Source organism: Agathobaculum desmolans ATCC 43058, from assembly GCF_000701665.1.
GTDB classification, from domain to species: domain Bacteria; phylum Bacillota; class Clostridia; order Oscillospirales; family Butyricicoccaceae; genus Agathobaculum; species Agathobaculum desmolans.
The window spans coordinates 1-17,677 of record NZ_JNJN01000055.1 but is presented as its reverse complement, the minus strand read 5'-3'; the positions used below and the strand labels follow the sequence as shown (position 1 = coordinate 17,677).

16 protein-coding genes are annotated in these 17,677 nt (G+C 56.3%); 11 read left to right on the top strand and 5 right to left on the bottom strand.

Annotated elements, in window-relative coordinates:
• On the bottom strand, positions 1 to 258 hold a 258-nt coding region (locus T363_RS0112135; protein WP_031476217.1), incomplete at its 3' end, for a helix-turn-helix domain-containing protein.
• A gap of 332 nt (positions 259 to 590) precedes the next feature.
• Positions 591 to 1,955 carry a citrate/2-methylcitrate synthase gene (locus T363_RS0112130; protein ID WP_031476215.1) on the bottom strand — a complete coding sequence of 455 codons (1,365 nt, stop codon included), beginning with the start codon at positions 1,953 to 1,955 and terminating at the stop codon, positions 591 to 593.
• A 336-nt stretch (positions 1,956 to 2,291) separates the two neighbouring features.
• Here T363_RS0112130 and T363_RS0112125 point away from each other — a divergent pair, with 336 nt between their 5' ends.
• Both T363_RS0112125 and T363_RS0112120 read left to right on the top strand, forming a co-directional pair.
• Positions 2,292 to 3,143, top strand: coding sequence for a helix-turn-helix transcriptional regulator (locus tag T363_RS0112125; protein ID WP_031476213.1), 852 nt, complete (start codon positions 2,292 to 2,294; stop codon positions 3,141 to 3,143).
• Positions 3,144 to 3,323: 180 nt separating this feature from the next.
• Positions 3,324 to 4,343 carry a Gfo/Idh/MocA family oxidoreductase gene (locus T363_RS0112120; RefSeq protein WP_031476211.1) on the top strand — a complete coding sequence of 340 codons (1,020 nt, stop codon included), beginning with the start codon at positions 3,324 to 3,326 and terminating at the stop codon, positions 4,341 to 4,343.
• A gap of 338 nt (positions 4,344 to 4,681) precedes the next feature.
• On the opposite strand, the gene T363_RS0112115 is transcribed toward T363_RS0112120, so the two are convergent.
• Positions 4,682 to 5,839 carry an iron-containing alcohol dehydrogenase gene (locus tag T363_RS0112115; protein ID WP_031476209.1) on the bottom strand — a complete coding sequence of 386 codons (1,158 nt, stop codon included), beginning with the start codon at positions 5,837 to 5,839 and terminating at the stop codon, positions 4,682 to 4,684.
• Positions 5,840 to 6,129: 290 nt separating this feature from the next.
• Between T363_RS0112115 and T363_RS0112110 the strand changes: the two genes are divergently transcribed.
• Positions 6,130 to 6,345 carry a hypothetical protein gene (locus T363_RS0112110; RefSeq protein WP_031476207.1) on the top strand — a complete coding sequence of 72 codons (216 nt, stop codon included), beginning with the start codon at positions 6,130 to 6,132 and terminating at the stop codon, positions 6,343 to 6,345.
• An 859-nt stretch (positions 6,346 to 7,204) separates the two neighbouring features.
• Here T363_RS0112110 and T363_RS0112105 read toward each other — a convergent pair.
• Positions 7,205 to 7,906 (bottom strand): ClpP family protease, encoded by a 702-nt coding sequence (locus T363_RS0112105; protein WP_031476205.1) that lies wholly within the window; start codon positions 7,904 to 7,906, stop codon positions 7,205 to 7,207.
• A gap of 378 nt (positions 7,907 to 8,284) precedes the next feature.
• On the opposite strand from T363_RS0112105, the gene T363_RS0112100 reads away from it, so the two are divergent.
• The gene (locus tag T363_RS0112100; RefSeq protein ID WP_031476203.1) at positions 8,285 to 8,803 is read left to right on the top strand and encodes a peptidylprolyl isomerase; all 519 of its coding nucleotides are present in this window, start codon (positions 8,285 to 8,287) and stop codon (positions 8,801 to 8,803) included.
• A gap of 21 nt (positions 8,804 to 8,824) precedes the next feature.
• A complete protein-coding gene (locus T363_RS0112095; protein ID WP_031476201.1) occupies positions 8,825 to 9,562 on the top strand; it encodes a hypothetical protein in 738 nt (245 codons plus the stop codon).
• Between the two features lie 182 nt (positions 9,563 to 9,744).
• On the opposite strand, the gene T363_RS0112090 is transcribed toward T363_RS0112095, so the two are convergent.
• Entirely contained in the window at positions 9,745 to 9,936 is a 192-nt protein-coding gene (locus tag T363_RS0112090) for a hypothetical protein (RefSeq protein WP_031476199.1), read from the bottom strand.
• 417 nt (positions 9,937 to 10,353) lie between these two features.
• On the opposite strand from T363_RS0112090, the gene T363_RS0112085 reads away from it, so the two are divergent.
• Genes T363_RS0112085 through T363_RS0112060 form a run of 6 tightly spaced genes read left to right on the top strand, consistent with a single transcriptional unit; the run spans position 10,354 to position 17,328 of the window.
• Complete coding sequence (locus T363_RS0112085) at positions 10,354 to 12,282, top strand: ABC-F family ATP-binding cassette domain-containing protein (protein ID WP_031476197.1); 1,929 nt, start codon at positions 10,354 to 10,356, stop codon at positions 12,280 to 12,282.
• Positions 12,279 to 13,082, top strand: a complete 804-nt coding sequence (locus T363_RS15280) for a YdcF family protein (RefSeq protein ID WP_031476195.1) — start codon at positions 12,279 to 12,281, stop codon at positions 13,080 to 13,082. Before T363_RS0112085 ends, T363_RS15280 begins: the two co-directional genes overlap by 4 nt.
• Positions 13,083 to 13,141: 59 nt before the next feature.
• The gene (gene prfA, locus T363_RS0112075) at positions 13,142 to 14,206 is read left to right on the top strand and encodes a peptide chain release factor 1 (protein WP_031476193.1); all 1,065 of its coding nucleotides are present in this window, start codon (positions 13,142 to 13,144) and stop codon (positions 14,204 to 14,206) included.
• Positions 14,207 to 14,260: 54 nt separating this feature from the next.
• The gene (locus T363_RS0112070; RefSeq protein ID WP_031476191.1) at positions 14,261 to 15,286 is read left to right on the top strand and encodes an L-threonylcarbamoyladenylate synthase; all 1,026 of its coding nucleotides are present in this window, start codon (positions 14,261 to 14,263) and stop codon (positions 15,284 to 15,286) included.
• 54 nt (positions 15,287 to 15,340) lie between these two features.
• Complete coding sequence (gene coaE, locus T363_RS0112065; RefSeq protein WP_031476189.1) at positions 15,341 to 15,937, top strand: dephospho-CoA kinase; 597 nt, start codon at positions 15,341 to 15,343, stop codon at positions 15,935 to 15,937.
• A complete protein-coding gene (locus T363_RS0112060; RefSeq protein ID WP_031476187.1) occupies positions 15,934 to 17,328 on the top strand; it encodes an aminopeptidase in 1,395 nt (464 codons plus the stop codon). Before coaE ends, T363_RS0112060 begins: the two co-directional genes overlap by 4 nt.
• Positions 17,329 to 17,677: the final 349 nt, after the last annotated feature.

The window sequence follows — 17,677 nt, the reverse complement described above, 5'->3', positions numbered from 1 at the left end:
TTTGGCTACGATATCATCCACACTGCCAATTCCGCTAAGATACTCTTCAATGCAATGAATCTTAAATTCCTTGGAATACCTTCTGTTTCCACTTACAAAGGCTTCAATACCGTTCGCTTCGTACTTGGATATCCATCTATATATCTCGTCACGATTCATTCCATAAACATCTTGTAATTGAGAATAGGCAACCTTACCCGACTTATACGCTTCTATGATTTCTATTTTCTTCTCTGGAGTGAATTTTATTTTGCCCATAAAAAATCCTCCTAAAGTAGATTTTGGTTTTTTCCATGGTCTACTTTAGGAGGATCATATCAACTTGTGCCTGACTTTTTTTGAGACTGTCGAAACCACGCTTTCGATAGAATTTGCGACTGCGAATCGCGCCCTTTGGGCACAATTCTCCGTCGTCTTGTATAAAAACCCACGACCTGTGCGTGGGTTTTTATGAAAATTACGGCTTGCTGCAATTTTCCATTCCATGCGCGCTGCCGCGCGTATTGTTTACACTCAATAACAAAATACTTTTTCAACAAAAAAAGCTGAGGGAAACCCCTCAGCTTTTTTGTTTATGTTTGACAAACCCTTTAACGGTCATCCAAATTGACATATCTGACCGGCTTGCCGAGCGGCTTATAGGCCGGGCGGATGATCTTACCGCCGGTGGTCACTTCCTCCAGCCGGTGCGCCATCCAGCCGACAATACGCGCGGTGGCAAACAGCGGCGTATACAGCGACTTGGGCAGCCCGAGCATTTTATACACCAGACCGGAATACATATCCACGTTGGCGCACATCGGCTTATCAATGCCCTTTTTCTCGCGGAAGATCGCGGGCGTGAGCTTTTCAACCAGCTCGATCAGATCCATTTCCGCAGAAAAGCCCTTGCGAGCCGCCAACGGACGCGCCGCCTTTTTCAGCGCCACGGCGCGCGGGTCGCTCAGGGTATAGATCGCGTGCCCCATGCCGTAAATCAGGCCCGAGCCGTCGCCGGCCTCGCCGTCCATGATTTTGCGCAGATAAGCCGCGACCTCGTCCTCATCCGTCCAGTTGCTGATATTGGCCTTCATCTCGTCGAACTGGCGCACCACGCGCAGGTTTGCGCCGCCGTGCCGCGGCCCCTTGAGCGAGGATACCGCCGCCGCGATCGCAGAATAGGTATCCGTACCCGAAGAAGAGGTGACACGCACCGTGAATGAGGAGTTGTTGCCGCCGCCGTGCTCGGCGTGCAGGATCAGGCAGCGGTCGAGCAGCTTGGCTTCATCATCCGCAACCTGTCCGTCCGGCCGCACCAGATGCAGGATGTTTTCCGCCGTTGAGCGCTCGGGATCGGGCACATGCAGGAACATGGAGTCCCCGTCAAAATACCGGCGCTTGGCCTGATAAGCGTGCGAAATGATGACCGGGAATTTCGCCATCAGGCTGATGCCCTGCCGCATGATATTTTCGACCGTGGTCGCATCCGGGTTGGCATCGTAGGAATACAGGGCAAGGGTAGCGCCGGCCAGCTTGTTCATGATATCGCGGCTGGGGGCGCGCATGATCATATCCTCGGTAAAATTATCCGGCAGCGCACGCTCTAGACCAATGGTGTGCTGAAAATCGCTGAGCTGGCTGCGGGTGGGCAGCTCGCCGCACATCAGCAGATAGCCGACCTCTTCAAACCCGAAGCGGTTTTCCTGCTCCAGCCCGTGGATCAGATCGTATACATTATAACCGCGATAGGTCAGGCGGCCTTCGATGGGTTCGCGCTCGCCCTCGTTGACGATATAGCCGTGCACGTTGCCCAACCGGCTCGCACCGACCAGTACGCCGGTGCCGTCCGCGTTGCGCAGACCGCGCTTGATGCGGTAACGGGTATACAGATCGGGCGGGACCTGATTGTGCAGGCGAAATTTTTCACTCAGATCCTGCAGCAGCTCTTCCCGGATGTGATTCGGCTGTGTCGTCATATTGCGCTCCCCCTTTTCCTCCCCGCCAAATGCGGATAATGCATATATTTTACCGCAGTCCTGCAAATATGTCAAACCATGCGCCTTGTCAAAACCGACAAAAAACCAAAATAACGCACTTTTACCTCTTGTTCAACCTGCTGTTTCGCAAGTTTAGTAAAATATTTGTGCAGGTATTTTTTTCACTCTGCTATGAAAAAGCATTGAAATTCTGCATTTTTACACCGATGTTCTCCCATGGCACAGCAGCAGGAATTTCCGTTTCCCCCTATCGTTTTACCCACCGGTGTGCTATACTGAATACAAAGCCAAGCCGCGCAGAAGGGAGCAGAACCGGTGGTACAGTGCTTTGTAAAAAAGGAATATGAGCCGCCGTTTGGTATTGCAAAAATGCCGCGGTTGTTTTCGGTCAGCCGCACGGATGCGCAGGCTTCCGCACATCCGCGCGTGATGCACGCGCACGATGATCTGGTGGAAGTGGTGCTGGTACGCGGGGGAGAAAGCCGCTATTTTGTCGGCGGCACACCGTATGACGCCGCGCGCGGCTGCCTGTTCATTTTCAACAGCCGGGTCGTGCACGACGAGCCCTCCGGTCCCGACCGTCCGGTTGCAACCGCGAGTTTGGCGCTGGGCGGACTGGCAGTGCCCGGCCTGCGGGAAAATGCGCTGATCCCGGAGCAGGCCTCGCCGGTCTGCCATCTGTCCGAAGCACAGACCGTCCGGCTGGAACGGCTATACGATGTGCTGTATGAGGAGCTGACCGCGGGCAACGACGACGGTGCGCACCACCTGCTGCTTGCCATCCTCACACTGGTGCAGCAATACCGCGCTGCTGCCGCAGACGGCGCTGCCGATGGGGGCAGCGCGGTTGCCCACAGCATCAAAACGTATATCGACGCGCATTTCGCGGAAGAATTTTCGCTTCAGCAGATGGCGGACGCACTGCATATCAGCCCCTATCATTTATCCCATGTGTGTAAGGAAGCCACCGGATATTCCCCGCTGCAATATGTGCTGCGCCGCCGCATCGGCGAAGCGCAGACCCTGCTCATCACAACCGACCTGCCCATCACACGGATCGCCGCGCAGGTGGGCTATGACAATCCCAGCCATTTCAACGCACAGTTTGCCAAGGCGGTCGGCATGGCGCCGCGCACCTTCCGCCGCGCCTATGTGTATCACCAGTGACCGCCTGCCGCAAGAATCCGAAAGTTTGCCTGCCCCGCGCCTTACAGCGCGGGGATTTCTTTTGGATAAAACCGCAAGAACGCTCTGGTTTTTTTGCGCGGCGGGCAGTACAATAATATCATGATAAGCGATGCGGCCGCCGTGCCGCCTGCAACAACGGATGCAAGAAGGAGAATGTATATGAAAACGGTAAAAGTCGGTTCGGTCGGTCTGGGGCGTCTGGGCTACGAGCATGCCTGCAATCTGGCCAGCCAGGTGCCGGGCTGCGAGCTGACCGCGATCTGCGATGTGGATGAAAAGCGCGTTAAGGAAGTAGCGGAAGAGCTGGGCGTGGCCTATACCTATACGGATTTTGAAGAAATGTGCAAAAACCCCGAGCTGGATGCGATCGTGATCGTTTCCCCCTCCTTCCTGCACTGCCAGCAGATCGAAATTGCCATGAAGCACGGCAAGCACGTGTTCTGCGAAAAACCGCTCGGCACGGATGTAGCCCAGTGCAAGGAAGCGGAAAAGGTGATCGAAGCGCATCCCGACCTAATCTTCCAGCTTGGCTTTATGCGCCGCTTTGATAAATCCTACGCCGAAGCCAAGCGCAAGATCGACAACGGCGATATCGGCAAGGTCGTGCTCGTGCGTTCCTACACACAGGATCCCCGCACCACGATCGAATCCACTCTCAAGTTCGCACCGCATTCGGGCGGCCAGTTCCTCGATATGTGCGTGCATGATATCGACCTGATCCGCTGGTTCACCGGTTCGGATGTTAAGAATGTATGGGCGATCGGCGGCGTATTCGAATTTGACCTGTACAAGGAACTGAACGACGCGGACAACGCAGCGGCAACCGTGCAGATGGAAAACGGCGCGATGGGCTTTATGTTCACCAACCGCACCCATGCAGCCGGCTCCAACGTGGAAACCGAGATCATCGGCACGCACGGCACGCTGCGCATTGCCAATGTCGGCGCAAAGAACCTGCTCAACATCGTGGACGAGCACGGCTCGCGCGAGGAATACTATCCGGACTTTATGAGCCGCTGGCACGAAGCCTTTGTGGCAGAAATGGTTGCCTTCACCGGCCATGTGCGCGCAGGCACCAAGCCGGGCGACCTGACCGTATACGACGGCACCGCGGTATCCGAAGCGGCTTACCGCTGCAAGGAATCCTTCGAGACCGGAAAAATGCTGCCGATCCGCTGAGACTGTCGAAAAACTTTCTGTATAGAAATTTTTTCTCTCTCAAGGTATCAGCCCGTAGGACTCTGACCTCATTCCGCCGCCGTACGGCGATAGAATACTTTTTCAATAAGCTGAGCAAAGGGTGCGCCAAGGCGCACCCTTTCACTTATGAAAAATCCTTCGCGCCGCAGCGCGTGTACAATAGAAAATGGCAGCAAGCTGCCATTTTCATAAAAACCCGCGACCTGGCTCAGGCCACCCTCTCTTGCTGCTGCGCAGCAATTCACCTTGTGTGCGTGGGTTTTTATACAAGACGACGGAGAATTGTGCCCGAAGGGCGCGATTCGCAGTCTCAAAAATCAGCGGTAGCTGTCCGCGATGATGCCGACGATCTCCTCACGGGAGAGCGGGCGCGGATCGACGCGGAACAGGCCGCCCATCGTACCGACGGCATTATCCGCAATTTTTTCAAACTCTTCCGGCTGCACACCGTAGCCGGACAGGCGCAGGTCGTCCACCTTGCAGCGCTGCTGCAGCTCGGTCAGTGCATCGAGGAAATCCTCGGGCTTGTCCGCATCCTTGCGGCCGAGCGCACGCGCAATGGCGATCAGACGGTCGCCCGCACATTCGCAGAAGCGGCTCCAATAGGCGCGCGAAATGATGATCAGTCCGGCGCCGTGCGGCAGCTCGGGATGATATGCGCTCAGCGCGTGCTCGATCGCATGCTCGCCCGAGCAGCTCGACAGCGTTTCGACAAAACCGGCCAGCGTGTTGGCCAGCGCCACATCCGCACGGGCATCGGCATTGCTGCCGTCCGCCACAGCAGCGGGCAGCGAGCGGTCGATCAGCTCGATAGCCTTAAGCGAAAACATTTCGCTCATCGGGTTCGCGGTCGTGGCGAGATAGCCTTCCGCCGCATGGAAAAAGGCGTCGAAGCCCTGATACGCCGTCAGATGCGGCGGCACGGTCATCATAAAGTCCGGATCGACGATCGAGATCGCCGGGAAGCACTTTTCCCCGCCGCCGCCGATTTTTTCCTCGCCGTTGGTGATAACGGTGAAGGGGTCGGCCTCGGTGCCGGTGCCCGCAGTCGTCGGGATCGCAACGATCGGCAGACCGTCCTTTTCCATGCGCTTGCCGCCGCCCGAGCCACCGTGGATATAGTCCCACCAGTCGCCGTCGTTCGTGGCCATAATGGCAACCGCCTTGGCGGTATCGATCGACGAGCCGCCGCCCAGACCGACAACAAACGAGATCTGCTCCGCCCGGCACAGCGCAGCGCATTCGCGCACGCCTTCGATCGTAGGATTAGGCTGTACCTTATTATATACAAGTGTTTCGTGACCGGCCTGTGCCAGCGCATCCGCAACCTTCTGCACATAGCCCAAACGGGTGGTGGATGTGCCGCCCGTGATGATCAGGCCGCGGCCTTCGGGCAGGCGTGCCCGCGCCAGCTTTTTAACCGCCCCATTGCCGAAAAACAGGCGGGTGGGCATATAGAAGCTGAAAATATCCATTGGTATGATAACCTCCTTCAAAAAGGGGGAGTCTGTAACAGACCCCCCACACGCATTGATTCTACCTGCATTGCTGCCGGATGCTTACAGCGCACCCAACAATACCATTATAGCAAATCCGTGCCATATGGGAAAGAGGGAAATCGCTGAAAAACACGATTTTTTTTAGTGCAAAATTACCATGAAAAAACGCAATTTTACCCTTGACGTTGTGCAATGTTGATGATATTATAATGTTACAGAAAAGATAAGGGCAAACACCAAAGGGAAGCAAAGCAGGGGCTTTGCAAATGGCGAAACCCAAGTTCTTTTCCGCAACGCAGGCCGAACCGAACGGCTGCAATTTTACCGAAAGGGGTGAGTCCAATGGTAACAGAAGAAACGTCCTGTTGGTTCGCGGGGCTCGCCGCGGCGCTGTAACCGAAACGATCAAGGTGATAGCTATAAAAATAAGCGAGTTCCCAATCGCAACAACGAACCGCCTGAAAAGCGCGATCGGCTTCTGACAAAGTAGGAACGGCACCTTTGAGGAAGCTATCCTCGTACACTGAACATTATCCGTAATACATACTGAACGATGCAAGCGGATCGAGGCAGCAGGAAAGCAAGGTTCGATGGCATGACAGAATTCTAAACCGTATGATGTGTCGGCGAAACAAATATACGTTCCGTATGATACCTGCAAAACGCCAAAAATAGTGCGCATCCTTTGGCCGATGGGCATACTGATGAGTATGATGCGGCGACAAGCGTACCGGAGCACAAGCTGGCGATGATATCAAAACTTGCTGAAAGCGGTACGGGCCGTGCAGGAAACAGCATCAAACGAATGACCCGCCGAAAAAATGACACATCCAAAATTGATATAGAGTTCCGAATGTAAGTATCAGGTAACCAACCGAATGTGTTCATTACCAAAACGAACCCAGTCGCGCGGGTACCCGTGAACGCAGGACAAGGAAAAAAGCCGTTTCTATCACGATTATCGTCAGAAGCGCATCGGAACCTGTTTTCCCGAACCGGCAGCAAAAATCCCGAAAGACCGTGCGGAATGTTTTACAGGGAAGACGGATCGGAAAAGCAGCGGTGTTCCGTTCATACGCAGGGAAGGCTTTATAAAAGCATATCCGATGAGGCGAAGCGAGGAAACAGGTCGTTTACTCCGGAATCGCGAAGGATATAACATATCAACTGCGTAAAAAAATATAGAACAGCGGGAAATATCCTGTTGGGAAAAGAGAATCTATGGAAATTTGGAATTAAAGGGTCCTGTCGGATGACGGGGCCTTTTTTTCGCCTGTCCATCGGCAAAACAAAGAACGAGCCGCCGGAGACAGCGTCCGCGGCAGCTCTCCTGTTCCGGTTTCACTCCCTTGGAGCGGATGCCGTGCTGCGGCGGTCCGCGATCATAGCATACAGGGCATCCAGCGCATCTGCCAACGTACCGACCGCATCGATCAGCCCGAGCGCCACCGCCTGTTTACCCGAAATCACCGTGCCCACATCCGCAGTGAGCTGTCCGGTCTCACGCATGAGCTGCAGCAGCCGGTCAGCGGAAATGGAGGAATGCGTCGTGATAAAATCCACAATACGTTCCTGAATTTTACCCAGATATGCAAAAGCCTGCGGCACGGCAATGATCGTGCCGTTCATGCGCACGGGATGAATAGTCATGGCGGCTGACGGAGCAATAAAACTCTTTTTCGCCGCAACCGCCAGCGGCACGCCGATCGAGTGCCCGCCGCCAAGCACCAGCGAAACCGTCGGTTTGCGCATACCCGCAATCAGTTCGGCAATGGCAAGGCCGGCTTCCACATCACCGCCGACCGTGTTGAGCAGGATCAGCAGGCCATCAATCTCATCATCCTGCTCAACCGCCGTGATCTGCGGGATCAGATGCTCGTATTTGGTGGTTTTGTTCTGTGCAGGCAGCTCCATATGCCCCTCGATCTGCCCAACGATTGTAATGCAGTGCACCGTGCCGCGCGCCGAACGTGCGGTGATCGAGCCGGTTTCGGCAATGGCACTTTGCTCCGGCGCCGGAATAGACGGATTTTCTTCAGACATAGCGATCCTCCTTGTATAATCAACCCTGTTTCCAAGCAGTTTTCCCCAATCACTGGCCGTTTATCCACCTTCCGTTTTCTGTCATGGATATTACTATATGTAAAGGAAAAATGACCGTTACAGGCGAATGTTTTGCGGGCAATACAGAAAGTTATCCACTTTATACACAAGGTTATCCCCATATAGGCTGTGGAAAGACCTGTGTATAAAGTGGATGAATCCCAGGAACACGGGGAAATCGACAGACACACCCACTGTTGCCCCGCCGGAAATTTTGCAAACCGGAGTTGTGTAAACATCCCTTGCCGTTTGCGGTGAAATTTGGTATCATATAATTATATACAGATATTTTACCGAACAGTAATGGAGTGATAGAACATGAGCAACCCAATCGTAACGATTGAAATGGAAAACGGCGGTATCATCCGCGCGGAGCTGTATCCCGAGGTAGCGCCGAACACGGTACGCAACTTTATCTCCCTAATCCAAAAGGGATTTTATAACGGTACGATCTTCCACCGTGTGATCCCGGGCTTTATGATTCAGGGCGGCGACCCGGACGGCACCGGCATGGGCGGCCCGGGCTACGAGATCCGCGGCGAATTTACCGCAAACGGCTTCCAGAATGATCTGAACCACACCCGCGGCGTGCTTTCCATGGCGCGTACCATGGCGCCGGATTCCGCCGGCAGCCAGTTTTTCATCATGACCGAGGATTCCCCGCATCTGGATGGGCAGTATGCCTCCTTCGGCATGGTGACCGAGGGCATGGATGTGGTGGACGCCATTGTAAGCACCAAGCGCGATTGGCATGACCGCCCGCGTGAAGAGCAGAAGATGAAGGCCGTTACCGTCGATACGATGGGCGTGGAATACGAGGCGCCCGAGACCCTGTAACCGGAAAGAGGGAGATCGGTATTGTATTATACCAATAAAGATGTATTCATCCTGTCCTCGGTCGGCTGTATGGATACCGAACGGGACGGGCTGGAATCCATCCTTGCAGGCAATGAAGAAGGCGCAAAGGGCTGCTGTCTGTCCGTCGATATGACGGCGGACGGCATTGCCGTGCTTGCGTCCGATGGATACTGCCTTTCGCCCGACGGCACGCAGATGAACATAGCCGATTACAGCTATGCCGAGCTGCATCAGGTTGCACCGCAGCTCGTCCCGGCCGGACAGGCCATTGAGCTGGCGCGTACCTGCCGGGCCAAAATCGCAATCACGGTACATAATCAAACGCTGCTGCCGCAGCTTCGCATGACCCTGCGCCACGCCAATTATCTGGATGATACGATATTTGTCGGGCTGGGGCTGGTCGAAGCCGCACGCATTGCCGTAGCCAATCCGGATCTGCATATCATGGGCGAGCTGCCTGCACTGCCGGATAATATTGATGCACTGGTCAACGCCGCGCATACGACCGGTCTGTTCGGTCTGCGGGCTGCACCGGCCGACCTCACCCCCAAGCTGATCCATACCTGCCGGCAGGCCGGTCTGTTTACCATGAGCCTGCCGACTGAGCACGAAGGCACGCTTTCCGCGCTCATCCAAAAAGGCGTGAATTTTATTGAAACCACACGCCCGGATATTACCGCAATGCTGCTGCCCATTGAAGAAACCCAACCAAATCAAATTCCGCTGATGCGGTATTAAGCGGGACAGCATCTATATTTTGCACAGAGCAAACACAGAGGAGGGAATCCCCTCCTCTTTTTAGTGCAAAAATACAGATTTTTTTCGATCACCCGATGCGTGCTTCCCCAATGCTCGGGGGAGTTCGCCGCCTGCGGGCGGCGGGAACGATGCCGCACGCGCGGCGCGGGCGGGCTTGCTTCCTACGGGCTGCACTGCGCCTGCACGGTGTAGCTTTTCCTGTTACGAAAAAGTGCACTTCCCCATGTGTGCGGGTGTACGTTTCTGTTGAGAAAGCGCACATTCCCCGGTGCACGGGGGATTTCGCCCGCTGCGGCGGGCGGGATGCGCTGCGCCTGCGCGGCGCGGGCGGGCAAGAGGAAGGGGAACCTCATGTTCCCCCTCCTCTTGTCAATCTCCTCCCCTTCCTTCAGGACGCGCTGCGCGCGTAAAGCCGGGTAACGCCAAACGGTTTCCGCCCGTTTACCGAATAAGACAAAGCCTGCCTTTCCGCACCCCAAGGGGAGAAAGATTGCACCGACCTAATAAATTCTTCTATCCCGAGCTGCTATGCGAACCGGCCTCCCGTAAGGCTCCCGTATTTTCGCAGCGGTCCCGATAGGGGGAGATTTGCGGCAGCAAATCGTGCGCCGTCCGAGCAATCAAAGGGGTGATTCACAAGAGGGGAATTTCCCCTCTTGTGCGCCCGCCGCGCAGGCGGCGAAATCTGTACGTTTTCAGGGGTTTTCCCGCCTATCAAATTGTGTTATAATAATTTTGATTATCAATACACTGAAAGGAGCCCGTTTGACGTGGCTGACATTTCTGTACAAAACCTGACCAAATACTATGGTGATAAGCTGATTTTGCAGGACATCACCTTTGACGTGCAGCCGGGCGAAAAGGTTGCCATTCTGGGCGCGAACGGCGCGGGTAAGACCACGCTCCTTCATATCCTGACCGGCCGCCTGCCCTATGACAGCGGCCATGTTTCGATCGGGCAGGGCCGCACGGCGGGCGTGATCGACCAGATGCCGGATTTTCCGACGGAATCTACGGTGGAAGACATCCTGCGGCTGGCCTTCCACGAATCCGATGAGATCATTGCCGCCATGGACGAGCTGACCGACGAAATGACCCGCCGTCCGGATGATGATTCGCTGCTCCGACGCTATGCACTGCTTGAAACACGGCTGGATGCACTGGGCGGCTATAACCGGGATTATGAGATCGACCGCGTGTGCAACGGCTTGGAGATTCCCGCGGAAATGCGTGCACAGCGGTTTGCGCTGCTCTCCGGCGGCGAAAAAACACGCATCAATCTGGCGCGCATTATTTTGGAGCAAACCGATGTACTGCTGCTGGACGAGCCGACCAACCATCTGGATATGGATGCCGTTGACTGGCTGGGCCGTTATCTGGAAGGCTACCGCGGCACCGTGCTCATCATTTCGCACGACCGCTGGTTCATTGACCAGTGCTGCGACCGCGTGATCGAGATACACGACTGCACCTGCGATTTTTACAGCGGCAACTATTCCTACTATGCGGTCGAGCGCGAACGCCGCCGCGAGGAGCAGCTAAAACACCATGAACACGAGCTGGCCGAGAAAAAGCGGCTGGAAGCCGTGGCGCGGATCATGCACGAGCACGGCACCGAGCATTTGGCCAAGCGCGCCGCATCCATTGAAAAGCGCATCGCGCGCATGACCGTCACCGACCGCCCGAAAAAGGATAAAAAGATGACCGTCACCTTCGGCGACCCGAATTATGAGACCGAGGATGTTCTTAAGGTGCGGGATATTACAAAGAGTTATGACGGACGGGAAATATTACACGATATCAACTTCCAGATCCGCAACCGTGAGCGCGTCGCCCTGCTGGGCGCAAACGGCGCGGGCAAAACCACGCTGCTCAAGCTCCTGCTGGGAGAGGAACAGGCGGATACCGGTGTGATCCGCAAGGGCGTTGGGCTGAAACCGGCTTATCTGCCGCAGCAGGTGTACTTTGCCAACCCGCAGCGCAACCTGATCGACACGCTGATCTACGACAAAAACGTATCCATGCAGGTAGCACGCAACCGGCTGGGTTCCTTCCAGTTCACGGGGGAACAGCAGATGAAAACCGTTTCCATGCTGTCCGGCGGCGAAAAGAGCCGCCTGCGCCTGTGCGAATTGATGTACGATCCGCTCAACTTCCTCATTCTGGACGAGCCGACCAACCATCTGGATCTGGCCTCCCGCGAATGGATCGAGGAAGCGGTCGAAGCGTTTGACGGCACGCTGCTGTTTGTATCGCACGACCGATACTTTGTCGAACGGTTCGCCACGCGCGTGCTGTATCTGGAAGACGGACGGCTGATCGACTTCATCGGCTCGTACAGCGCCTTTCTGGACTGGCGCGCCAAGGGCGGCGGCACACTGCCCACAGCCGATCCTGCGCCCATCCCGAAAAAACAAAAGCCGGCAGCGCCCACTTTGGACGATGTGCCCCCGCCGCCCGCCAAACCCAAACGCACGGGCGGCACCAAAAACCTGCAAAAGCAGCTAAATACACTCGAACGTGAGATCGCGCAGCTGGAAACCCAGTCTGCCGATCTGGAACAACAGATGATCCAAGCCTCCTCGGATTCTGCCCGCCTGCTGGAGCTGATGGGTGAAAAGGAAACCTGCGATGAGGCGCTCACCGCCAAAATGGACGAATGGGAGGCCGTTGCAGCCGAACTGGAGGAACTGCAATGAACGAACGAAAGGTATGGATGGGACTGGCTATGCTGTTTGCGCTGGGGGGCGCGGTGCAGCTGCCGTGGGCGCCGTCACGGTTCGGCGGTATATTTTTCCTTGCGCTTGCCGTTGGCTGCGCGGGGGAATGGTATGTACTCGGCAAGCGCAGACAATGCCGGATCTGCGCAGCGCTGTCCGTTTTGGGGCGGGTGCTGTTCGGACTGGTGGTGCTGTCGTTCACAGTGATCCAGATCGGCGTGATCGGCGTGCATACTGCTGCAAACGATACGGCATCCCTGCCTGCACACAGGTATTATCTGGTGCTTGGGGCGCGGGTCAATCCGGACGGACAGCCCTCCGCCGCCTTGGCGGCCCGGTGTGACACAGCCGTTGCCGCGCTGCGCACCCACCCGGAAAGCAAAGCGGTGCTCAGCGGCGGACAGGGCAGCAACGAACCGTGTACCGAGGCGCAAGCCATGTTCCGCTATATAACCGCGCAGGGCATCGCTCCCGAACGGCTGCTGTTAGAACAACAATCCACCAATACGATTGAAAACCTGCGCTATGCACAGGAGCTGGTCTATCATGACCTGCTGGCGCAGGGATATGGCGAAGAATATGCGGAAAAAGCGGTTGATTTTTGCATTATCACAAACGATTACCATTTGGCGCGCGCCTGCCGCCTGATGCAGCGCAGCACCGGACTGACGCCCTCCGGTATTCCTGCGCCGACGCCTTATCCGGGGCAATGGGTAAGCGTGCGCTGCCGGGAATACTGCTCCATTCTGGGCCTGATGCTGACCGGACGATGGTGGTGAATACATGCGCCTGACCATCCACCCTGTGCCAAACCACCCACCAAAGGAAAGAAATGCTTATGTTTGAAAAACTGAAATCGCTCGCCGCGCGGCTGGATGAGCTGGAGATGCGTTTATCCGAACCCGGGCTGTATGACGACCCGGACCGCGCCGCAAAGCTGCTCAAGGAGCGCAACGAACTTGAGCCGATCGTCGCGGCTTTCCGCGCCTACGGAGCGGCGCAGCAGGCGCAGCGGGAAGCGCTGGAGCTGCTGTCCGATCCGGATATGAAGGAGCTGGCGCAGGAAGAGCTTACACAGGCCAAGGCCGATCTGGCACGGCTGGAGGACGAGCTGAAGATCCTGCTGCTGCCCCGCGACCCGAATGACGATAAGAACATTTTTGTCGAGATCCGCGGCGGCGCGGGCGGCGAAGAATCCGCCCTGTTTGCCGCCGACCTGTACCGGATGTACACCATGTATGCAGATAAACGCGGCTGGCAGACCGAAGTGATGAGCAAATCCGAAACCGAGCTGGGAGGGCTGAAAGAAGTGGTGTTCCGCGTGGCCGGGGATAAGGTGTATTCCCGCTTAAAGTTTGAGTCGGGCGTACATCGGGTGCAGCGCGTACCCGAAACCGAATCGCAGGGGCGCGTGCATACCTCGACCACCACAGTTGCGGTGCTGCCCGAAGCCGAAGAGGTGGATTTTTACCTTGACCCAAACGACCTGCGCATCGATACCTTCCGTTCCTCGGGCGCGGGCGGCCAGCATATCAACAAAACCTCCTCCGCGATCCGCATCACGCACCTGCCCACCGGAACAGTTGTGGAATGTCAGGATGAGCGCAGCCAGCACAAAAACAAGGATAAGGCCATGCGCGTGCTGCGCAGCCGTCTGTATGAGGCAGAGGTTGAAAAACAGCAGGCCGCCATCGCCGCCGACCGCAGAAGCCAGGTTGGAACAGGTGACCGGTCGGAGCGCATCCGTACCTATAACTTTCCGGAAAACCGCGTGTCCGACCACCGCATCAAGCTGACGATCTACAAGCTCGACCAGTTTATGAACGGCGATATGGATGAGATCCTCGACGCACTGATCGCGGCCGACACGGCGGAAAAGCTGCGCCGACAGGCCGAGGGCTGAATCTGCCCGATCTCCCATTATCAATTTTATTCCCCACTGATGGAAGTGTAAAACATGAAAACAATAATGCTTTCCCCACAAAATGATAAAAATGCGGTAAATACCGCCGCATCCCTGATAAAACAGGGTGAAGTGGTGGGTATGCCCACAGAAACCGTATACGGGCTGGCTGCAAACGCCCTAAATGGGGAAGCAGTGGCAAAAATCTTTCGTGCAAAGGGACGTCCGCAGGATAACCCGCTGATCGTTCACATTGCGGATTTTGACCGGATCTACGAGCTGTGCCCCGCTGTTCCGCCGCAGGCCAAAGCGCTGGCGAAGGCATTTTGGCCCGGCCCGCTGACCATGATCGTCCCCAAGGGGGACTGCATCCCGCAGGAGGTGTCGTGCGGTCTGGACACGGTCGGCATTCGTCTGCCTGCGCACCCATTGGCGCGTGATTTGATCCGTGCCGCAGGCGTGCCGCTGGCAGCGCCCTCGGCCAATACGTCGGGACGCCCCTCCACCACCACAGCGGAGCACGTTTTGCGCGATATGGACGGCAAAATCGCCGCAATTCTGGACGGCGGCCCGTGCGGCGTAGGAGTGGAATCCACCGTCATCACGCTTGCACTGGATAAACCGCGCCTGCTGCGGCCGGGCGGCATCACACTCGAGCAGCTTCGCGCCGTACTGGGTGAGGTTGAAGTGGATCGTGCCCTGTACGAAAAAATCGGGGATGAGGTGCGCGTATCTGCCCCCGGCATGAAATACCGGCATTATGCGCCCAAGGCGCCCGTTACGGTTGTGCGTGGTGATCCACAACGCACGGCAGAATACATTCAAAAGCAGATCAATGGCCCCACCGGTGTGCTATGTTTTGATGAATACCGGTCATATTTCCCCACCTGTGTGGTGGAATGCTTTGGTTCCCAATTTGATCTTGCCGCACAGGCGCGTGAAGTGTTCGACCGCCTGCGGGCATTTGACGATACAGATGTGACCCGGATCTGGGCACAGTGCCCCTCGGATGAGGGACTGGGGCTGGCTGTTGCCAACCGCATCAAAAAAGCGGCAGGGTTTTCGGTGGTGGAGGTGTAAGTGCTTCCTCCGCGCGATTCCTTTCGGATATCCTGACAAAGGTTGTGAGATACTATGAAAATCATCGGTCTGACCGGCGGCAGCGGCACGGGCAAGGGCACTGTGGCGGCGCGGATGCAGGCGCTCGGCGCGGGCTGGGTAGATGCGGATGCGGTTTACCGCGACCTGTGTGCACACGACCGCACGATGCTCGCGGCGCTCGATGCCGCGTTCGGCGGCGTACTGGATGCGGACGGCCGGCTCGACCGCCCCAAACTGGCGGCGATCGTCTTTTCCGACCCGGAAAAGCTGCAAACCCTGAACCAAATCACCGTACCCTATATCCGCGCGGCCTCGCTGGCGGCAATTCGCACGCAGGGCGATTGTCCGATCGTGCTGTACGACGCGCCGACCCTGTTTGAAGCAGGGATGAACGACCTATGCGAACAGGTCATCGGCGTACTGGCTGACCCGGAGATCCGCGTGCAGCGCGTCATGGCGCGGGACGGCATCGGTGAAGCGGCGGCGCGCGCCCGCATTGCCGCGCAGCCGGAGGACGGCTTTTACCGTACCCGCTGCGATCATATTCTGGAAAATAACGGCGATCTTTCCGCACTTTGGCGGGACACCGATGCTTTATATACCATTTTGCGCAAAGGAGAAGAAAAATGACTTCTGAACAACTTTTTTATGACAAGAAAACCGGTTTTGACAAACTGACCGGCAGTGACAAAAAGAATATCCAGACCTATGCCGAGGGCTACAAGCAGTTTTTGAACGAGGGTAAGACCGAGCGCGACGCAGTGCGTGAAATCGTCCGTCTGGCCGAGGATAAAGGCTTCCGCGCATGGACGCCCGGCGATGCCGCAAAGCCCGGCGATAAGGTCTACTTTGTCAACCGCGGCAAGGGCATCACGCTGGCGGTCATCGGCAAAAAAAGCCTTGCGGACGGCGTGCGCCTGACCGCCGCCCATCTGGACGCGCCGCGTGTGGATATCCGCACGGTGCCGCTGTATGAGGATAACGGCATGGCCTTTTTCAAAACCCATTACTATGGAGGCATCAAAAAATACCAGTGGACGGCCATCCCCCTCGAGCTGCGCGGCGTGGTTTGCGTGTGCCACAACGGGCAGGTCAAATCCGTTGATGTGCGCATCGGTGACAAGCCGGAGGACCCCAAGTTCGTCATCACCGACCTGCTGCCGCACCTTGCTTCCGAGCAGATGACCAAAAAGGCGACCGAGGTCATCAAGGGCGAGGGGCTGAACATTCTGGTCGGCTCGGTGCCGAGCGAAACGCTGGATGAAAAATGCAGCGAAAAGATAAAGCTTGCCGTGATGGAATACCTGCATAAGCAGTACGGCATGGTCGAAGCGGATTTTCTTTCCGCCGAGCTGTGCTGCGTTCCCGCTTTCCCGGCATGTGATATCGGCTTTGATCGCTCATTTATCGGCTCGTACGGACACGATGACCGCGTTTGCTCGTATACCGCGGCAACCGCGCTGCTCGATCTCAAAACTGCGCCCGCGCATACCTGCGTCTGCCTGCTGGTGGATAAGGAGGAGACCGGCTCGGACGGTGTGACCGGTATGCAGTCCCACGCGTTTGAATATTTTATGGACGGCCTTTGCCGTGCACAGCAGGTCAGTATGGAGGAATGCTTTGCCCACTCGATGTGCCTTTCCGCCGATGTGTGCAACGCTTTTGACCCCAATTTTCCCGAAGTATCCGAAAAGCGCAATGATGCACGCGCCAACTGCGGCTTTGCATTGGTCAAATACACGGGTGCGCGCGGCAAAAGCGGCACAAGCGATGCAACGGCTGAGCTGATGGCACGCATCCGCTGCATTTTTGACAAGGCGGGTGTGGTCTGGCAGACCGGACAACTCGGCCGTGTCGATCAGGGCGGCGGCGGCACGGTGGCGATGTATCTGGCCAACCGCAACATTGATACGGTGGATGCGGGCGTGCCTGTACTGTCCATGCACGCGCCGTTCGAACAGATCGCCAAGCTTGACCTGTATATGGCATATAAGGGCTTCTCTGCATTTTACAAGGACTGATATCCGCAAAAAACAAAAAAGCCAGGCTGTATGATTGTGATCCGCCCCAGTCAAGGTAGACCGGAGAAATAAATAAAATATAGTGCGGTTATGCTCGCCGTTTCCTTTTTCGGGAACGGTGAGCTTGTTTATGCAGCGAACTTTTCTTTGTATTTTTGAATACGCTTATTTTCAGGAATGGGATACAGTGCAGGAGTATCGGAGTTTAATGCCTCCGTGCGGACTTCCATCGGAGTGCGGGTTTCAAAGCGCTCCTGGAAACGCTCGTAGTTGTAGAAATGGATGTATTTCTAAATGGCCGAGCGAAGGGATTTCTCGTCCTTGAACGTTTGCAGATAGTACATTTCGG

Bases quoted from the DNA above. Each gene is read 5' to 3' on its own strand.
- T363_RS0112130 (WP_031476215.1), bottom strand. From the start codon at position 1,955: ATGACGACACAGCCGAATCACATCCGGGAAGAGCTGCTGCAGGATCTG.
- T363_RS0112120 (WP_031476211.1), top strand. From the start codon at position 3,324: ATGAAAACGGTAAAAGTCGGTTCGGTCGGTCTGGGGCGTCTGGGCTAC.
- T363_RS0112115 (WP_031476209.1), bottom strand. From the start codon at position 5,839: ATGGATATTTTCAGCTTCTATATGCCCACCCGCCTGTTTTTCGGCAAT.
- T363_RS0112110 (WP_031476207.1), top strand. From the start codon at position 6,130: ATGGCGAAACCCAAGTTCTTTTCCGCAACGCAGGCCGAACCGAACGGC.
- T363_RS0112105 (WP_031476205.1), bottom strand. From the start codon at position 7,906: ATGTCTGAAGAAAATCCGTCTATTCCGGCGCCGGAGCAAAGTGCCATT.
- T363_RS0112100 (WP_031476203.1), top strand. From the start codon at position 8,285: ATGAGCAACCCAATCGTAACGATTGAAATGGAAAACGGCGGTATCATC.
- T363_RS0112090 (WP_031476199.1), bottom strand. From the start codon at position 9,936: ATGAGGTTCCCCTTCCTCTTGCCCGCCCGCGCCGCGCAGGCGCAGCGC.
- T363_RS15280 (WP_031476195.1), top strand. From the start codon at position 12,279: ATGAACGAACGAAAGGTATGGATGGGACTGGCTATGCTGTTTGCGCTG.
- prfA (WP_031476193.1), top strand. From the start codon at position 13,142: ATGTTTGAAAAACTGAAATCGCTCGCCGCGCGGCTGGATGAGCTGGAG.
- T363_RS0112070 (WP_031476191.1), top strand. From the start codon at position 14,261: ATGAAAACAATAATGCTTTCCCCACAAAATGATAAAAATGCGGTAAAT.
- coaE (WP_031476189.1), top strand. From the start codon at position 15,341: ATGAAAATCATCGGTCTGACCGGCGGCAGCGGCACGGGCAAGGGCACT.
- T363_RS0112060 (WP_031476187.1), top strand. From the start codon at position 15,934: ATGACTTCTGAACAACTTTTTTATGACAAGAAAACCGGTTTTGACAAA.